Source organism: Frankia tisae, from assembly GCF_025403405.1.
GTDB lineage: Bacteria > Actinomycetota > Actinomycetes > Frankiales > Frankiaceae > Frankia > Frankia tisai.
Genome location: NZ_JANEZT010000109.1, coordinates 1 through 17756, shown reverse-complemented (window position 1 = coordinate 17756; position 17756 = coordinate 1). Strand labels below are relative to the sequence as shown.

General features: G+C 71.5%; 13 protein-coding genes. 7 read left to right on the top strand and 6 right to left on the bottom strand.

Annotated elements, in window-relative coordinates:
- Positions 1-539 precede the first annotated feature (539 nt).
- Genes NBZ85_RS12890 through NBZ85_RS12870 form a run of 5 tightly spaced genes read left to right on the top strand, consistent with a single transcriptional unit; the run spans position 540 to position 5258 of the window.
- Positions 540-1370, top strand: a complete 831-nt coding sequence (locus tag NBZ85_RS12890) for a glucose-1-phosphate cytidylyltransferase (RefSeq protein WP_261559799.1) — start codon at positions 540-542, stop codon at positions 1368-1370.
- Between the two features lie 23 nt (positions 1371-1393).
- Positions 1394-2788 (top strand): DUF4910 domain-containing protein, encoded by a 1395-nt coding sequence (locus tag NBZ85_RS12885; protein WP_261559800.1) that lies wholly within the window; start codon positions 1394-1396, stop codon positions 2786-2788.
- On the top strand, positions 2781-3599 hold the full coding sequence (locus NBZ85_RS12880; protein WP_261559801.1) for an IspD/TarI family cytidylyltransferase: 819 nt from the start codon (positions 2781-2783) through the stop codon (positions 3597-3599). Before NBZ85_RS12885 ends, NBZ85_RS12880 begins: the two co-directional genes overlap by 8 nt.
- The gene (locus NBZ85_RS12875) at positions 3562-4488 is read left to right on the top strand and encodes a phytanoyl-CoA dioxygenase family protein (protein ID WP_261559802.1); all 927 of its coding nucleotides are present in this window, start codon (positions 3562-3564) and stop codon (positions 4486-4488) included. Before NBZ85_RS12880 ends, NBZ85_RS12875 begins: the two co-directional genes overlap by 38 nt.
- Positions 4485-5258, top strand: a complete 774-nt coding sequence (locus NBZ85_RS12870; RefSeq protein ID WP_261559803.1) for an SDR family oxidoreductase — start codon at positions 4485-4487, stop codon at positions 5256-5258. The genes NBZ85_RS12875 and NBZ85_RS12870 overlap by 4 nt, the downstream gene beginning before the upstream one ends.
- Positions 5259-5286: 28 nt before the next feature.
- On the opposite strand, the gene NBZ85_RS12865 is transcribed toward NBZ85_RS12870, so the two are convergent.
- A complete protein-coding gene (locus tag NBZ85_RS12865) occupies positions 5287-6855 on the bottom strand; it encodes a glycoside hydrolase family 26 protein (protein WP_261561996.1) in 1569 nt (522 codons plus the stop codon).
- Positions 6856-7376: 521 nt separating this feature from the next.
- Between NBZ85_RS12865 and NBZ85_RS12860 the strand changes: the two genes are divergently transcribed.
- On the top strand, positions 7377-8687 hold the full coding sequence (locus NBZ85_RS12860; RefSeq protein ID WP_261558027.1) for a hypothetical protein: 1311 nt from the start codon (positions 7377-7379) through the stop codon (positions 8685-8687).
- A gap of 61 nt (positions 8688-8748) precedes the next feature.
- Entirely contained in the window at positions 8749-9423 is a 675-nt protein-coding gene (locus NBZ85_RS12855; protein WP_261558028.1) for an O-methyltransferase, read from the top strand.
- A gap of 149 nt (positions 9424-9572) precedes the next feature.
- Here NBZ85_RS12855 and NBZ85_RS12850 read toward each other — a convergent pair whose 3' ends face one another.
- The 5 genes from NBZ85_RS12850 to NBZ85_RS12830 all read right to left on the bottom strand — a co-directional run bounded on the left by NBZ85_RS12850 (position 9573) and on the right by NBZ85_RS12830 (position 17669).
- Positions 9573-11147: a Wzz/FepE/Etk N-terminal domain-containing protein gene (locus NBZ85_RS12850; protein WP_261558029.1), complete on the bottom strand. Its 1575-nt coding sequence runs from the start codon at positions 11145-11147 to the stop codon at positions 9573-9575.
- A 235-nt stretch (positions 11148-11382) separates the two neighbouring features.
- The gene (locus NBZ85_RS12845; RefSeq protein WP_261561995.1) at positions 11383-13638 is read right to left on the bottom strand and encodes an MATE family efflux transporter; all 2256 of its coding nucleotides are present in this window, start codon (positions 13636-13638) and stop codon (positions 11383-11385) included.
- A gap of 895 nt (positions 13639-14533) precedes the next feature.
- Positions 14534-15853 carry a class I SAM-dependent methyltransferase gene (locus NBZ85_RS12840; protein ID WP_261561994.1) on the bottom strand — a complete coding sequence of 440 codons (1320 nt, stop codon included), beginning with the start codon at positions 15851-15853 and terminating at the stop codon, positions 14534-14536.
- Between the two features lie 218 nt (positions 15854-16071).
- Positions 16072-16644, bottom strand: coding sequence for a dTDP-4-dehydrorhamnose 3,5-epimerase family protein (locus NBZ85_RS12835; protein WP_261558032.1), 573 nt, complete (start codon positions 16642-16644; stop codon positions 16072-16074).
- Positions 16641-17669 (bottom strand): NAD-dependent epimerase/dehydratase family protein, encoded by a 1029-nt coding sequence (locus tag NBZ85_RS12830; protein WP_261558033.1) that lies wholly within the window; start codon positions 17667-17669, stop codon positions 16641-16643. Before NBZ85_RS12830 ends, NBZ85_RS12835 begins: the two co-directional genes overlap by 4 nt.
- Positions 17670-17756: the final 87 nt, after the last annotated feature.

Below are 17756 nucleotides of genomic sequence, written 5' to 3'. Positions count from 1 at the left end.
GCTCGGACTGCGCCGGGCGGCGGCGTGGCGGGAATCTCGCGGGGGCGTGGCCGCTGGCGCGGAGATCTCGTGCGGAGCAGGGCGTCGACGGCCCACGAAAGGCCATCAAGGCCGGGCTGGCCCGGCCCCGCGGCAGCGTCGCCAAGCGGGTCGGCAGCAGGGTTGGAAGGGACACTTCCGGCAGGCAGCGGGGCATACGGTACCGTTGCGACGGCAGTGCCGGGGGACGCTGATGAAGGCGCTCCGCCACCGGTATCCATCAAGAAACGGCAGATCAAGAAGCGGCAGGGGCAGAGGGGGATCACGCCCGCGCGCGCCTTGAGCGCGGGCGAGCGTGCGATGTCCTTCCCCGGGAGCGCACCATCCCGCACACCGGGAACGACCGGCGGCTGTCCCCGTCGGCCCCGGCATCGGTCGGCGAAGGGCTGCAGGCCCTCACGGGTTACCCGGAATGCACTGCGGTCCAGCGAGGACCATGCCATGAGCGCCCATCCGCCCCACCGAGCCCGACCGGGGCATGAGCACGGGAGACGCAAGCCTTGAGCATCGAAAGCGCCAAGACCACCGAGATCCCCGACGCTGCCGACATCCCGGTCGTCATCCTCTGCGGCGGGATGGGTACCCGGCTGCGGGAGGCCAGCGAAAAGCTGCCGAAGCCGCTGGTGGACATCGGCGGCAAGCCGGTGCTGTGGCACATCATGAAGACGTATGAACACTACGGCTTTCGCAAGTTCGTGCTCTGCCTCGGCTACAAGAGCGATCTGATCAAGAACTACTTCCTGGCCTACCGGGCACAGGTCGCCGACTTCACCCTCACGCTCTCGAACGACCACACCCCGCAGTTCCACAACGCGGTGGGTGACGAGAAGTGGGAGGTCACCTTTGCGGAGACGGGCCTGCTCACCGGCACCGGCGCCCGTCTGCGCCGGGTCGCCCAGTACCTGACCGGGCCGCGGTTCATGCTCACCTATGGCGACGGCGTCGGCGCGATCGACCTCGACGCGGTGTTGGCCGACCACCTCGAATCCGGCCGCCTCGGCACCGTCACCGGCGTCCGGCCGTCGAGCCGCTACGGCGAGCTGGAAACCGACGGCAACGCGGTCACGCTGTTCGCCGAGAAGCCGCCGCAGACCGGCTGGGTGAGCGGCGGTTACTTCGTCTTCGAGCGCGAGTTCATCGACAAGTACCTCGACGACGACCCGGCGCTGCTGCTGGAGCGCCACCCGCTGCAGCAGCTCGCCCGGGACGGCCAGCTCACCCTGCACAACCACGACGGGTTCTGGATGGGCATGGACACCTTCCGGGACTGGACCGAGCTCAACCAGCTCTGGGACGCCGGGTCCGCGCCGTGGCGCGTCTGGGCCGACTGAGAAGTCCGGACGGATCCGCGACGATGACCGAATCCGCATCCGCGAGCGTGGCCGGGACTACCGGCCACACCGGGCACACCGACGACGACGCTGCGCTGCCGGCCGACCCGGGCCGCTGGCTGCACGATCTGATCGCCGACCTGCTGCCGCCCATGCGCAGCATCACCGGCGAGGGTGTGCGCACGACGCTGCGCACCGTCGCCCGGGCGCTCGGCCCCGAGGTGCCGCTCACCGTGCACGAGGTGCCCAGCGGCGCGCCGGCACTGGACTGGACCGTCCCACGGGAGTGGAATGTCGGCTCGGGCCGGCTGATCGGCCCCGACGGCAAGACCGTCGTCGACGCCGCCGACAACCCGCTGCACCTGCTGGGTTACAGCACGCCGGTGCATGCCCGGATGCCCCTCGACGAACTGCGCCCGCACCTGTTCTCGATGCCGGACCGGCCGGACTGGGTGCCCTACCGGACCTCGTACTACAACGAGAACTGGGGCTTCTGCCTGACCGACCGGCAGCTAGGCGCCCTGCCCGACGGCGAGTACGAGGTCGAGATCGACACGACGCTCACCGACGGGTCGCTGACCTACGGCGAGATCGTGCTGCCGGGCGAGACATCAGACGAGTTCCTGATCACCACACACACCTGCCATCCGGCGATGGCCAACGACAACTGCTCGGGCATCGCCACGGCGACGCTGCTGGCGCGGGCGCTGGCCGCCGGGCCGCGGCGGCACACGTTCCGGCTGCTGTTCATTCCCGGGACGATCGGCTCGATCACCTGGCTCGCCCGCAACCGGGACTCGGTCGACCGCATCCGCCACGGGCTGGTCCTGACCGGCCTCGGCGACCGCAGCGACCCGACCTACAAGCGCAGTCGCCGGGGTAACGCCGCCGTCGACCGGGCCGCCGCGGTGGCGCTGGCCGAGACGGGCCGGCCGCACCGGGTCGTCGACTTCTCCCCCTACGGCTACGACGAGCGGCAGTTCTGCTCGCCCGGCTTCGACCTGCCCGTCGGCCGGTTCGGCCGCGGCCAGCACGGCGAGTACCCGCAGTACCACACCTCGGCCGACGACCTGGAGTTCGTCACGCCCGAGTCGCTCGCCGACTCGTTCGCCATCCTGCGGCGAACGATCGAGATCTGCGAGCGGAATCGGACCTGGCGCAACACCGCCCCGTACGGCGAGCCGCAGCTCGGCCGGCGCGGCCTGTACCGGGCCATCGGCGCGACGATGAACCGCCAGGCCATCGAGATGGGCCTGCTGTGGGTGCTCAACCTCGCCGACGGCACCCGCAGCCTGCTCGACATCGCCGAGCGCGCGGGCCTGCCGTTCGACACCGTCACCGAGGCCGCGGACGCGCTGGCCGGCGTCGACCTGCTCGCCGAGGCGGGCGCCGACCCCGCGGATGCGCCCGGTGGCTGACCTCGCCGGCGGCCCCGGCCGGTCCGCCGGTCGTCCAGACCGGTCCGACGTTGCCGGACCGGTCTGGACGATCGTGCTCGCCGGCGGCGGCGGCACCCGCTTCGGCGGCCCGAAGCAGTTCTTCGACCTCGGCGGCGAGCCGCTGCTCGCCCACCCGGTCGCGGCGGCCCGCGCGGCCAGCGACGGCATCGTCGTGGTCGTGCCCGCCGCGGCGGTCGACGGCTGGGCGCCCCCGCCCGGCGTCCGCCTGACGACCGGCGGCGCCACCCGGGCCGAGTCCGTGCGGGCCGGGCTCGCGGCCGTGCCGGTGGACGCCGGCATCATCGTGATCACCGACGCCGCGCACCCGCTGGCCACCCCCGCCCTCTACCGGCGCGTCGTCGACGAGATCCGGGCCGGGGCCGATGCGGCCGTTCCCGGCCTGCCGCTCACCGAGGTGGTCAAGGAAATTCGGGTCGCCGGCGGGATTCAGGTCGCCGGCGAAATCGAGCCCACGGGCGGGGTCGGTCCCTCCCCCAGGCTGGTCGCGGGGGCGTCGCTGCCGCGAGAGACCCATCGGCTGGTACAGACGCCGCACGCGTTCCGGGCGGACCTGCTGCGCGCCGCGCACGCGGGCGCCCGCGAGGCGGTGGAGGACTCGGCGATGGTCGCCGAGGCCGGCGGCCTGGTCGTCGTCGTACCAGGCGAACCCGCCAACATCCATGTCACAACGCCGGACGAACTCGCCATGGCCCAGCTTCTTCTCACCCACGTCCGTTCCGAGGGAGAATCCGATGAGTTCGGTACTGGTCGAGTCCACGCTGTCCGATGACGAGCGGCGGACCAAGCTCTACCAGGGCGACCTGTTTGTCTATGCGCCCAGGCCGGCGACCCGCGAGTTCGTCGAGTTCAGCCGCGGGCTGATCCGCGAGGCGTTCGGCAGCCTCGACCCCGAGACGGCGCAGTACCACATGCCCGTCGAGGAGTACGCCGCCCTGCTCGCGGAGCTCAAGCCGCGGTTCATCCACCATCCGACCTGCAAGGAACTGCTGCCGGCGATTCTCGCCGAGCACGGTGCCGACCCGGCGAAGACGTACTTCGACGTGCCGCGGCTGCGGACCTCGACGTCGGACGACTACCTGACCTCCGGCATCGCCTACGCCTTCCACCCGCACCGAGACACCTGGTACTCGGCCCCCTTCTGCCAGCTCAACTGGTGGATGCCGATCTTCGACATCGTGCCGGAGAACGGCCTGGCCTTCCACCCGCGCTACTTCAGCCAGGGCGTGAAGAACGGCTCCCGCGACTACGACTACTACGAGTGGAACGCCAAGAGCAGGGCGGACGCGGCGAAGCACATCAAGTCCGACACCCGTAAGCAGCCGAAGCCGGAGGAAGAGGTGGAAATCTTCCCGCAGACCCGGGTGGTCGCGCCGTCCGGCGGCATGCTGATCTTCTCCGCGGCGCAGCTGCACTCGTCGGTGCCGAACGATTCCGGGCGTACCCGGTTCAGCATGGACTTCCGCACGGTGCACGTCGACGACGTCGTCAATCACGTCGGGGCGCCGAACGTCGACTCCGAGTGCACCGGCACCACGATGCGGGACTACCTGCGCGGCACCGACCTCACCCGCATCTCCGAGGACATCTGCCTCAGCTACGACACCGCGCCCCCGCGGGAGGACGCCGTGCTGGTGTTCTCCCAGGCGTCGAGCTCGTGACGGTCCGGCCCGCGGGCGGCCCGGCGGCGGACGCGGTTCCGCTCGCCGGGCACGTCGCCGTCGTGACCGGCGCGTCCAGCGGCATCGGCCGCGCCACCGCGCTGCGGCTGGCCTCGGGCGGCGCCACCGTGCTCGCCCTCGGCCGCGACCAGGCCCGGCTCGACGGCCTCGGCAAGGAGGCGACCGGGCCGGGCACGCTGCTGCCGGTCCGGCTCGACCTGACCGACGACGCGGCCGTCACCGACGTCGTCGCCGAGGTCACCGCCCGCCATGGCCGGGTCGACCACCTGGTGCACAGCGCCGGGGCCTACGCCAGCGCCCGGGTGGACGCGGCGTCGCTGGCCGACCTGGACGCGCAGTACCTCGCGAACGTGCGGGCGCCCTACGCGCTGACCCAGCGGCTACTACCCGCGCTGCGGGTCGCGGGGGCCGACGGCGGCGCCGACATCGTCATCATCAACTCCACCCAGGGTGTCCGCGCAGGCGCCGGCACCGGCCAGTTCGCCGCGACCCAGCACGCCATGCGCGCCTTCGCCGACAGCCTGCGCCAGGAGATCAACGCCGACGGCATCCGAGTCGCCACGATCCACCTCGGCCGCACGGCCACCCCACGGCAGGAGACGATCTACGCCCGGGAGGGCCGGGAGTACGCGCCGGCGCTGCTCATCCAAGCCGACGACGTCGCCGACCTCGTCGACTACCTGATCCGGCTCCCGCCCACCGCCGAGATCACCGAGCTGCACCTGCGCCCGGCGAAGAAGAGCTACTAGCCCTTCCCCGTAAAGCGCCTTCGGCGCTTTACGGGGCCCCTGGCATCGGGGTGGTCGCGGGGTTTCCGTCGGATCGCCTTCGGCGATCCTCCTGGGATAGCCAGCAAGATCTTCGGTGATCCTCCTGGCGGGGTGTCTGGGTTGAAGATGCTGGAGGTTGTGGGCGGTTCGCGACGTCGGAACCGCCCACAACCTCCAGCAATTGCCCGGCGGCGAACCACGCCGGGGCGCCGAACAGGGCTCGGTAGCGCTGGGCGGCGCGGGGATTGCTCGGCGGGTCGATCAGCGAGGACTGGACGTTGCCCGCATCGGTCGCGGTGAAGTACGCCTCGTAGGCGAGGTTCGCCCGATTCGCCTGGAACAGCTCAAACATCTTCTGGATGAAGTACGGGTTGTCCGCGCCACCACCCGCCGAGCGAACGACCCCCCACTCCGGCACGGCGAACCGCTTGCCGTGCTCGCGGGCGAACCGGGCGACGGTGCAGGCGCCCGAGTCCTCGTTGCACTGGGCGTCGAAGGTCGCCCGGGTGAACGACGGCGGGTAGGAGTCGTAGGCGTCCACACTGACGACGTCGACGAACCCGTCGCCGGGGTAGGCCGCCCAGACGTTGTCACCGTCCGGCATCGAGTTCCGGTGAGCCGAGACGTTCCAGTCGATGTGGACACCGGGCGAAGTGGAGCGGATCGCGGTCACCGCCCGTTGGAAGCAGGTCCGCCAGGTGGCGGTGTCGCGCGGATACCACCAGAACCAGTCGCCGTTGAACTCCCAGCCGAGCCGGACGTAGGCGTCCCCGCGGCCGTTGCGCACCAGCGTCCGCCCGAAGGTCGCCCAGTCGGCGTCGTAGTCGCCCCGAGCGCAGGCGGCCTCGTTGCCGTCCTTCGGGAACAGCGGCTGAGCCACGGACACCCTGCCGGCGTAGGCGTCCGGGCGAAGCCCGGACAGGGGCCAGTCGTCGGCGACGATCTTCTGCCAGTTGTCACGTACCGTGAACACGACGGCGATGTCGGTCCGGCGGCCGAGCCAGCGTTCCCAGCCGGCCAGATCGTGGGGCGGGTTGGCGTTGGCCCCGGAGGGCCAGGTGACCCCGGCGGCCGGCGGAGCGGTCGGACCCGATTCCACGCCCCCGCCCCCGCTGCCGCCGCTGTCACCGCTGCTCAGGACGACCAGCCCGACGACGCCGACCACAGCTGCCAGGACCGCCGCGAGGCCGGTGCCCGCCAGCGCCCGCCCGCGCCGTGACCGCGGCAGCCGCCACCGCGACCCGCCCGCACCGCCGGCCCCGCCAGACCCACCGACCCCGCCGGATGCGCCGGGCCCACGGGATGCGTCGGGCCCACGGGATGCGTCGGGCGGCGGGCCGGGCTGGAGCATCGAGCCGGACGTCTCGGGGTCCGTGGACGCGCCAGAGTCCACGGACCCCGAGGCCCGGATGCCCGGCAGCGGCATGGTGCCGGTGTCGGTATCGGCACCATGCTGGCCGGGCCCGTCACTGCCCTTGAACGAGATGGCGCGGGTCGGCGAGGTGTCGCCCCGCTCCGAACCGATCCGGTCGGACGGGGGCGGACGCCCTCCCGGCGCGATGCCGGAATAGCGCACGTTACACCTCCACGGTGAGGGCAGATCGTCAGAGTCGCTGGAACGACCGGACACCTTCGCACCAGCAATGAACGGCCGGCCACGCCGCACCAGCTGAGAACAGGCATCGGCCGCGGACGATAACGCCACCGGCGATACGCCGAACGCGGGTCTTCGCCCGAGGAGTTCCCAGACCCGAGAATTTTTCCGGCCGCGGCCGGAGGTGGCCTGGTTCATTATTCACCCGGCGACACCAGACTCTCGGAAGACACCACGAAGACGACTGCCAACGGTGACGGACAGGCGACCGTACGCCCCGGGAATGGGCCGAAGACCACGGTGGGAGGCGCCCGATCCGGGCCGGTTACACTTGCCGACGGTGCCGTCCACACGGCGCACCGGGCCGCCGTGCGGGGCCACTCGGGGATCGTCCGCAGCGTTCACCGCCGCCCGAGCGGCCGCGGCGCGCCCGCCGACCGAGAACGGGGGACGGGAAGCCAGTGGTAACCACCACCCTCACGACCAGGATTCCGCGGTCGTGGGTGATCCCGACCCAGGAGGCGGGCAGCGGCCGCACGGCGAACGACGTGACGCTGCGGCTGCTCACCGTTCTGCTGTTCTGCGAGATCTTCTTCCAGCGGATCGCCATCCCCGTCGGCGGTTCACAGGTCCAGGTGATCCTGCCGATCACCTACGTGTGCGCGGCCATCATGGTCCGGCGCGGCGGGTTGAGCCGGCACTCGGGCCGGATGACCGGCTACCTGGTGGCGATGACGGCGTGCTCGCTGTCGGCTCTCGTGTCCTTCCTACGACAGAAGGACAGCACGTCCCTGACGTCGCTGATGTTGCTGCTGGCGACGTACGTCCCGTTCGTCTTCGGCCTGCGCCCCGCCGACGCCCGGGCGTTGCTGCCCCGGCTCCTCGACCGCTTCCTCATCATGATCACGGTGCTGGCCGGGCTGGCCATGTTCCAGTTCGCGATTCAGCTCGTCGGCGTTCCGTACACCGATGTCGTCAAGGACATCGTGCCGTCACAGTTCCTGATGCACGGCTTCAACACGTCCTACCCGGTCCAGTACGGATCGTCGCTGTTCAAGTCGAACGCCTTCGTCTGTCTGGAGGCGTCGTTCTGCTCACAGTTCCTCGGTTTCGGCATCGTGGTCTGCGTCCTGCGCAACGGCGGCTGGTGGCGGCTGCTCATGTTCGTGCTGGCGATTCTCAGCACCGTTTCCGGCACCGGTCTGCTGCTGCTGGCCTGCGCGGGCGTGCTGCTGGCCGTCCACAAGGGCACCCGGTTCGCGCTCACCGCCCTGGTCGGCGTGGGCATCATCGCCCTGGTCATCAGCTTCACCCCGGCGTCGAGCATCTTCGCGGCCCGCGCGACGGAGACGTCCTCGTCGACTTCCAGCGGCAGCCTGCGCTTCGTCCAGCCCTACCAACGCACCTGGGACGCGCTCGGCAGCGATCCGGCGACGGTGGCATTCGGCTCCGGCGCGGGCTACGCCGACCGCGACGCGGCCGAGTTCTTCCGCCGCACCGGCCTGCCACTGAACTACGCGCTCGTGCCGAAGCTCATCCTGGAGTACGGGGTCCTCGGCACGGTGACGTTCCTCAGCTTCATCGTGGCGATGTTCGTCCGTGGCTCGCAGTCGTTCGTGCTCTCCGGCTCGGTGTTGGTCTTCTACATTGTGCTGTCCGGCGGCCTGCTGGCCCCGGTCGTCACCGGTCTGGGCCTGCTGCTCGTCGCCTGGTTCACGGTCTCGCCACAGGACTCGGACCGATGGGCGGACGATCCGGGGCCACCGCCCTCATCCCAGCCTCCCGCGCAGCGCAGGGCCTTCGCGGGCATCTGAGTTCCCGGCCGGGCCCCGGCCGGGCGCCCGGCGCCGACCCTCACAGAGGAGGTTCCGCCCGGTGCCTGATGTGACGCAGAGCTGGCAGGCCGTCGACGAGTATCTCGTCAACACCCTGATCGACGAGGACGAGGCGCTGCGGCAGGCGCGGGCGGCGAGCCACGCGGCCGGGCTGCCGCCGATCGAGGTCACGGCGAACCAGGGTGCCTTCCTGGCCCTGCTCGTCCGGATGGTCTCCGGCCGGCGGGTGCTGGAGGTAGGCACCCTCGGCGGCTACTCGGCGATCTGGCTCGCGCGGGCCGTCGGGCCGACCGGCCGGGTGGTCACCCTGGAGGTCGATCCTCACCACGCCGAGGTCGCCCGGGGCAACCTGGACCGTGCCGGCCTCGGCGCCGTCGCCGACGTCGTGCTCGGTCCCGCCGTCGACTCGCTCGAGGCGCTGATCGCCACCCGCCCCGAGCCGTTCGACCTCGTGTTCATCGACGCGGACAAGCAGAACAACGCGCGCTACCTCGCCGCCGCGCTGCGCCTGACCCGTCCCGGCAGCGCGATCGTGGTCGACAACGTGGTGCGCGGCGGGGCGGTCGTCGACCCCGCCAACGCGGACCCCGACGTCCAGGGGACGAGGGCCGTGCTCGACCTGGTGCGGGCGGAGCCGCGGCTGACGGCGACCGCGCTGCAGACCGTGGGCAGCAAGGGCTGGGACGGCTTCGTCCTCGCGCTCGTTCGCGAGTAGGTACCGCCCTGCGCGAGACAGGTACCTGAGCTCCGCGCAGAACCGCGACGGCCCCGCTCGACGCGCTGGATGCGCGAGGAGCGGGGCCGTCGTTGCGCGAGGGCCAGCCCCGCCGCCGCCGCAGTGGGGGCAGCCGGGTCGGGGGCGCGTTACCGGGCCGGGCGGGCGTAGCGGTCGGTGGCCTCCGGATCCATGCCGCCGCGCTTGCCGTTGGATGCGCTTTCGCCGCCGCCCACGGGCGAGTTCGACGTGATCGTGTCGACCGAGGAGCGACGTTCCGGGGTGGCGTTGCCGGTCGTCCGGCGGATGCCGGTGCGGCCGTCGTGGACGACGCCGACGACGCGCTCGGCGAGCGCCGGCCAGTCCCGCGGCACCTGCTCCAGCTCCTTGAGGTGCGTCTCGGTGGACGTGATGACCACGACCGCGTCGGCCTGGATCGCCGAGGCCGCGGTCATCGGCAGCTCGGCGAGTGCCGAGGTGACCAGGATGACCAGGTCGACGACGGGGGCGCGGTCGGCGAGGATCGGCGCGAGGCCGCCGGGACGGGCCGCCCGGGCCGGCGAGACCCGGTTGTAGAGGATGTGCCCGCGGCCGGTGCCGGACGAGCGGGCCAGGCAGGTCGGCTCGTGCGCCCAGCGCGGCAGCTCCCCGGAGGTCGCCCGCGGCAGGCTCTCCAGCGACGCCCGCACCTCCGACGACGGGGAGGTGTCGAGGATCAGCACGACACCCTGGTCGTCCGACCAGGCGGCGGCGACGGAGGCGACGAGGTCGGCGGAGAGGTCCCCACGCGACGCCGGGGTGAACGCGACCACCTTGCTGGTCGGCGACATCACCGCCGACATCGCCGAGACGAGCGTCTCGGCCGCGCTCGCGGTCGTGCGCCCCGGCTCCAGCGCGGCGATCAGCGGGACGCCGAGGGTGTCCGACGGGTTGTGCGGGTCGAGGATCGTCGGCCGCCGCTGGTACATGATCCAGATGGCGGCGATGGAGCCGAGCAGGCCCACGATCGCCGCGACGAGGATGTTGCGCAGCAGGTTGGGACCGCCCTGGCCGTCGGCGACCGGCGGCTCGGCCAGCTTGATCGCGGAGCTGCCCAGCACCGACGCGGTCCTGGCATCAGCGATCTTCTGGTTGAGCGTCGTGATCTGCGCATTGCGCACGGTGCTGTCGGCCGCCCCGGTCGCGTCGGCCCCTTGGCCGGCGGCGGCCTGCTCGCCGACGAGCTGGTCACGCAGCTTCTTCAGCGCGTTCACCGACTCCTCGCTGTTGGGGCCGTAGCTCGTCAGCAGCGTGCTGTACGCCGCCTCACCCGCCTTGACCAGGTCCGTCGCCGCCTGCTGCGAGGATCCCTTGCCCTTCATGACGAAGAAGTAGCCCTCGTCCGAGGGAGACGTGCTCAACCGGCCCGAGACATCCGACTCGGGCAGCTTGAGCGCCTTCGCGATCACCGCCACGGCCGCCGAGGACTGGGCGAACTGCGCCTGGGTCTGGACGAAGCGGGTCGCGTCGACCGAGTTGGCGAGCGTGCCCGAGTCCGTGGACAGGAAGATCCGCGCGCTCGACGTGTAGGTGGCCGACTGCGCCTTGGAGTAGATCGCCGCCAGCGCCGCGCAGATCACGACCACGATCACGATGATCAGCAGGCGCGGCTGGATGATGCGGAACAGCGAGGGAGCGGATGGGGCCCGGCTGGTCTCGCCTCCCGCCTGTGCGTTGCGGCTCATGACGCGCCCGCCCCGGACTCGGAACGGGCGGACCGGTCCCGCACGCGGATCGGAGAGCCGGCGAGCTGACGCACCGACACCTCCAGCAGGACGTGAAGCGGACTCAAAGTGGCCCCCCACAGGAGCATCCGGCCCGATTGCCGGACCACGGGTCTAGATCTGACGAACCGATTTGTGAGCATAGCCGATAGCGGATAGTAAACGGTCATAGCTATAACTGACGCCGTGATGGCGCTCAGGTGTCGCGCCTGCCTCGCCGCGGGCCGGTTGCGCGCCGATGACCGTCACGGTGACCTTCCCGGGCGAGACCCCCACCATCCACATCATCCCCCGGACCGATACCGCGCTCGGATTCACCCGGCTTCCCCCGTGGCGATCCGTGGTCGCGATCCAGGCGGGTTGGTCGCGGCCGCGGGAGTTCCCGCCGCAACTCTTCCGGGACGTCAGATTTTCGAACTTTTGTCGAGTTATTTCCATCCCGTCGCTTCGCACCGGACCTATCACGCCGCGCCGAACCGCCGGGCAACTCCCACCCGCCGGTCAATTCCGCCTCGCCGAACTCTCCGGCAACCGGGCGGCCGACGGCCTGCCGCCGTCCCCCGGAAGAACGTTCATCCTGCCGTGATCGTCCCCGCTCCGACCGCCGACCGCCTGCAGCGCCGGGATCAGCACCGCCGCGCGGTGCGCTGGCCAGCGCCGCCGCGGACGGCCTCGCCTCCCGGTCCGACCACCCGGCGCGGCCGCCGCGCCCCTCGCCCGGCCGGGGCCGCCGCGCCCCGCGCCCGCCCCCATCGGCGCCGGAATCACCAACGACCGCACGCGCCGGATCAACGGTGGATCCCGGCTGGTCCTGCGCCGCGCGCAACGCCGCTTGCTCGACATCATGTTCCCGCACCAACCGGCGAAGCAGAACGAACCAGACCGGAGCAATAGCCCAGAATGCAAGGTTGAATCCGATCACCGCACCTCGGGCCTCGCCGAGAACCGCCCCGAGGATGGGGAATCCGAGCAGCATCGGGGCGAAGGCCGCGTTCAGCCGAAATGTGATCTTGGTCTTACCGAGCGCGTAGGCCATGCAGGCCGGGCCCACCGGGACCGCCGCGGCGAGATAGTGCAGGATCGACAGACCCAGGATGCCCTTCGTCCCGGCCCAGGTGTCGCCCAGCAAGGCCTGGCCGTAGCGGTCCGGCAGGAAGTAGAAGATCAGGCTCCAGACTGCGCCGATCGCCACGACCAGCCCGGACAGTGCATACGCCGCCCGCTCACGGTCCCGCGCGTTCATCGAGGTCCGTTTGGACAGCTCGGGCAGGGCGAAGCTCACCACCCCGACCCCGACCACCGTGGTCGGGCCGAGCAGCGTCCGCGCGCCCTGCAGCGCGCCGATCGTCGACAGCGACCCGACCGCCCCGATCGCCAGCATCGACGTCTGCAGGGCGCCCTGCACCGTGATGAACTCCGCCGCCAGGTACGTCGAGTCCGTCCTGTTCTCCGCCAGCCATCTTCTGGTCGCACCGGGCGATGGCCAGAAGCCAGCCTGGACGACGCCGATCAGGGCCGCGACCAGGGCCGCGGCCCCCCAGGCCAACACCAGTGGAGACGACTCGGTCACCCCGCGATGGACAAGCAGCCAGATCCCGAACACCTGGACGACCGCCCACACGACATCGTTGAGGAACGCCCCGAACGGCCGCCCCATGGCGAAGAAGACGTACCGCCAGGCATCCTGCAGGAGCAGGCCGGGCAGCACGAAGCCCATCGCCGACAGCGACGATCCCACCGGCCCACCGACGCCGAGGCCGACGCCGACGAACACCACCCCGACGCCGATGCCGAAGGCAAACGACGATCCGGTCGTGGCCGAGGCGGCCGACCGGAACGACGACGGCGTCGAGCCCGAGTAGTGCATGCTCAGCGGCAGGCAGGTCGCACCCCGGCACAACCCGATCACAATGGCGAACAGCGTGTAGGCAATACCGAACGCGCCGTACTCGACATCGCTGACCTGGCGTGCGATGAGGAACGAGATCGCGGCGTTCGTCGCGCTGGAGACGGCCTGGTCGGCGAGGGTCCAGACCGCCTTCGACCGGGTACTGGGGCCGCCCTCGTCCCCGCCTGGGCCAAGTCCCCCTTCGAGATCGTCGACCACTCCGCCGGCGTCGGCCCGCCGTCGCGCCGTGCCGCCCGCCCGCGCGCCGCGGCGGTCGATGAGCCCGGTGTCCGGATCATCGACGAGGTCCCCGTAGCCCACGACGGTGGCCGCCGGATCGGACCGGGCGCCGGGACGCGGCCGACCAGGCAACGACCCGCGGGAGACCACCTGGGTGGACTCCACGTCCGACGGAGCGGCGCGGCGCCGGCGCCGGTGCGAGCGGGGCGCGGGCTCCTCGACTCGAGCGATGACCTCGGTCTGTTCGATGCGCAGGCGGTGCTGCAGAGCGCTCAGGTCGATCGTCGAGGTGATCGAGTGCGGCAGCGGGCTACCGCCGGACAACCGGCGCAGCCCCGGCAGCGCCGAGGTCCGCGGCGAGGTTGGGCTCGCGCCTACCTCACCCCCGCCGTCTGGCGTCCCCGGCTGTCGCCTCGTCCCAGGAGCCGGGGCAGGGAGCGGGACCGGGGGATCGGATCCGGGCAGGCGGCCGCCTGCCGCGGGACCGCCGACCCCGATGGGCGGGGCAGGACGCTGCGGTGCCGAGCTGACCGCGATCCATCCGTGGCCTGCGGTATCCACCGGCATCCGAGCTGGCGACGCGGGCCGTGAGCCGTCCGGTGACGGTGCCTGCCCCGCGGGGTAGTCGGCCGGCGGCGTCGGGACGCGGGCCACCGCGGGAATCCGCCCCCGCCTTGCCCCGGTCGGCGTCGGAGCCCGATCGGGAGGCCCGGCCCCGGAGCGGTCGGGTTGTCGCTCGCCCAGGGCCGGTCCCATGCGGTCGGGGGACGGACCCCAGGGTGCCGCCACGGGACGCCCATCCGGACCGGTTCGCCAACCGGGCGACGGTAGGCGGAACGGCGGAGGCTGCAGCGGCGGAGGCTGCAGCGGCGGAGAAGCCGGCGGAGGCGGAGGCGGGGCAGCCCAGGTCTGCGGCGGGATGGGCGTCGACACCTCGAAGTCCACATACGCCGGTTGGTGAGCGCGAGTGGGGCTGCGCTGGCCGCCGGCCGCCGGGGATCCGTCCGGCGTCGGCTCCCCCGGCCGGGGGGCGTACGGGGTCTGCTCGACGGGGCGCGGATCCTCGGGCGGCGGATCCTCCGGCCAGCCCGAGGACCGGAGGTCCACATCGATGCCCGTCATGCTCACTCTCCCGACCGACGACGCCGGACCGGCGCCCGTGACCCGGATGGCCGCGGGCGGAGATGACGACGACCCCACACCACGATGCAGGACCCGCCTACAGCACAACCGGCCGGGGTACCGGCACGATGAAGGAACCGCCGCGCGCGGCGTACTCCGCCTGTTGGGCGATGATCTCCCTCTTCACGTTCCAGGCCAGTAGCAGCAGGTAGTCGGGCTGGCGCTCCAGCAGGACCGCGGGGTCGAGGATCGGCAGCCGTGCCCCGGGGATGTACTTGCCCTGCTTGTGGACATTGCGGTCGACCACGAAGTCGATGAGATCCGTGGTGATGGCGCTGGAGTTCAGCAGCGTCGCGCCCTTGGCCGCGGCGCCGTAGGCGGCGACCGTCTTACCGTCGGCGCGCAGCGAGCGCAGCAGCGCGACCAACTCCTCCTGCACGGTGCGCACATCGTCGGCGAAGGTGGCGTACCGCGCGAAGGAGTCGAGGCCGCCGGCTCGCTCGGCGTCGAGCACGGCGGCGACCGACTCGGCCGGCTCGGCGGCCGCGGCGTGCTGCATGCTCCAGCGCAGCGTCCCGCCGTGCAGTTCGGGGAACTCCTGGACGCCGACGAGCGCGAGGCCGTGGCGGCGCATGAGGGCGTCCACCGCGATGGTGGAGAAGTAGCAGAAGTGCTCGTGGTAGACCGTGTCGAACTCGGTGTGGGCCAGCAGGGCCCCGACGCCGGGGTTCTCGACGTCGACGAGCCCACCGTCGGCGAGCAGGATCGAGAAGCCCTCGACGAAGCTGTTGAGGTCGGGGACGTGGGCCATCACGTTGTTCGCGATGATCACGTCGGCCCGCAGGCCCTCGGCGACGAGCTGGCGGGCCAGGTCCGCGCCGAAGAACTCCTCGCGGGTCGGCACGCCGGCCTCGCGGGCCGCGGCGGCCGGACCGGGCGTCGGCTCGATGCCGAGCACCGGGATGCCCCGCTCGACGAACGCCTTGAGCAGGTAGCCGTCGTTGCTGGCCACCTCGACGACCAGGCTGTCCGGGCCGAGGTCGCGGCTGGCGATCAGGTCGATGACGTGCTTCTCGGCGTGCCGGACGAGCATGTCCGAGAACGAGGAGAAGTACGGGTAGTCCTCGTCGAAGATCTCCTCCGCGGGCAGCTCGTGGGTGAGCTGGACCAGCGCGCACGACTCGCAGAAGCCGACCTCGAGCGGGAACGAGGGGTCGGTGGCGTCGAGGGCGTCGGCGCGCACCAGGCGGTTCGCGATGGGCGTCGACCCCAGCGAAAGGAACAGCCGCGGGGCCGCACCGCCGCAGGACCGGCAGGCGGTGACCGGCGTGGCGATGCTGCCGGAGGCGGCCGGCGACTGGTTCGCGTCGGCCGCGACGGTTGCGCTACCGCCCTGGGCCGGGGTTCCGGATGACATGCGCTCCCCTTGATGAGATGTCGCCGAGCGGCGTGGTGACCGCACATCCGCCGCAGGGATGTGACAGTCCGGAAACAATCTGCTTGCCACGGCACCAGGGTCAGGTGCCGTGTCGCCCTCGCAGGTCGCGAGGGCACCGCCCACGCACCCGACGGCGTTGAGTTTCGCAGGCCATGGGAGTGATCAGACAACGGGGGGTGGTGGCGGTGACAACGGATTCAGACCGGGGCGCCGGTGGCGCCGGAAACGTGAACGGCCGGCCCGTCCGCGAGCAGCGGCCAGGCGCGGTCCTTGTCGGAGATCACCGACACCGGCAGCGGCCAGGCGATGCCGAGGCGCGGGTCGTCGAAGCGCAGCCCGCGGTCGTGTCCCGGGGTGAAGGGGACGTTCATCTGGTACGTGGCCTCGGTGGCGTCGGCCAGCGTCTGGTAGCCGTGGGCGAGGCCCGCGTCGATGAACAGCGCCCGGTGGTTGTCGGCGGACAGCTCGACCGCGACGTGACGCAGGTACGTCGGCGAGTCGGTCCGGGGATCGACCACGACGTCGAGCAGCGCGCCGCGGGTGCACCGAACCAGCTTGGTCTCGCGCACGGGCTCCCCGGCCCAGTGCAGGCCGCGGATCGTGCCCGCCGTGGCGTTGTAGGCGACGCTGCACTGGGCCACCTCGACGGCGAGCCCCGCGGCCGCGAACTCCTCGGCGCAGAACGTCCGGGCGAACAGGCCCCGGGCGTCGGTGAACGCCTCGACGTCGACGATCCACACCCCGGCGATCGCCGTCGGGGTGACGATCACGGATGCGCCCAGAACAGGTCGGCGTCGAGCTGGCCGGTACCGATCAGGTACTGGAGCTGCTTGAGCCGGGTGTGCCCGCGGCCGGTGAAGGTCTCCGGGTCGAGCTGGATGCGGCTGAACACCTCGTGCAGCTGCTGGGCGCCGCGCAGCGCGTTCCAGTCGCAGGAGAACCCGGGCAGGGTGTTCGCGATCTTGTCGAAGGACACCCGGTAGCTGCGGTTGTCGCCGCCGTTGTCGCCGAAACTCAGCTTGCAGCCGGTGAAGACGCTGGCGACCGCGTCGGCGATCTCCTTGACCTGGTAGTTCTGCTCGCTGTCGCCCACGTTGAAGATCTGGTTGTGGACGACGTCGCGCGGCGCGGCCAGGGCGAGACGGATCGCCTTCGCGATGTCCAGGCCGTGGACCAGCGGGCGCCAGGGGGTGCCGTCCGAGGTCATCGCGATCTCGCCGGTGGTCCAGGCCACACCGGCGAGGTTGTTCAGCACGATGTCGAACCGCTGCCGCGGCGAGGCGCCGTAGGCGGTGGCGTTACGCAGGAACGTCGGCGAGAACGAGTCGTCGGCCAGCGGGGCGACGTCGCGCTCCACGTAGACCTTGCACTCGGCGTACGGGGTCTGCGGGTTGACCGGCGAGGCCTCAGTGACGTCCTCGCCCGTCGCCACGCCGTAGACGCTGCACGACGACATGTAGACGAACCGCTCGACCCCGGCCTGCTTGGCCAGGTTCGCCAGCCGCACCGAGCCGAGGTGGTTGACCTTGTACGTGACGTCCGGCGCGAGCGCGCCGAGCGGGTCGTTGGACAGCTCGGCCATGTGCACCACGGCGTCGACGCCCGCCAGGTCCTCGACGGTGAGGTGGCGCAGGTCCTTGTCGAGGGTCAACGGGATCCGGTCCGTCCCGCGGTACAGCCAGCCGTACTTGTAGTAACCGGTGTCCACGCCGACGACCTCGTGGCCGTCGCGCATGAGCTCGGGCGCGAGCAGGCACCCCAGGTACCCCTCCGTGCCCGTCACGAGCACCTTCATCCGCGAGTCCTCTCCATTTCGGCCGCGGGGTGGCCCGATCGGGCCGGACGGTCCGGCCTCAAACCGTACCGACTCGGTCCCGCCCCC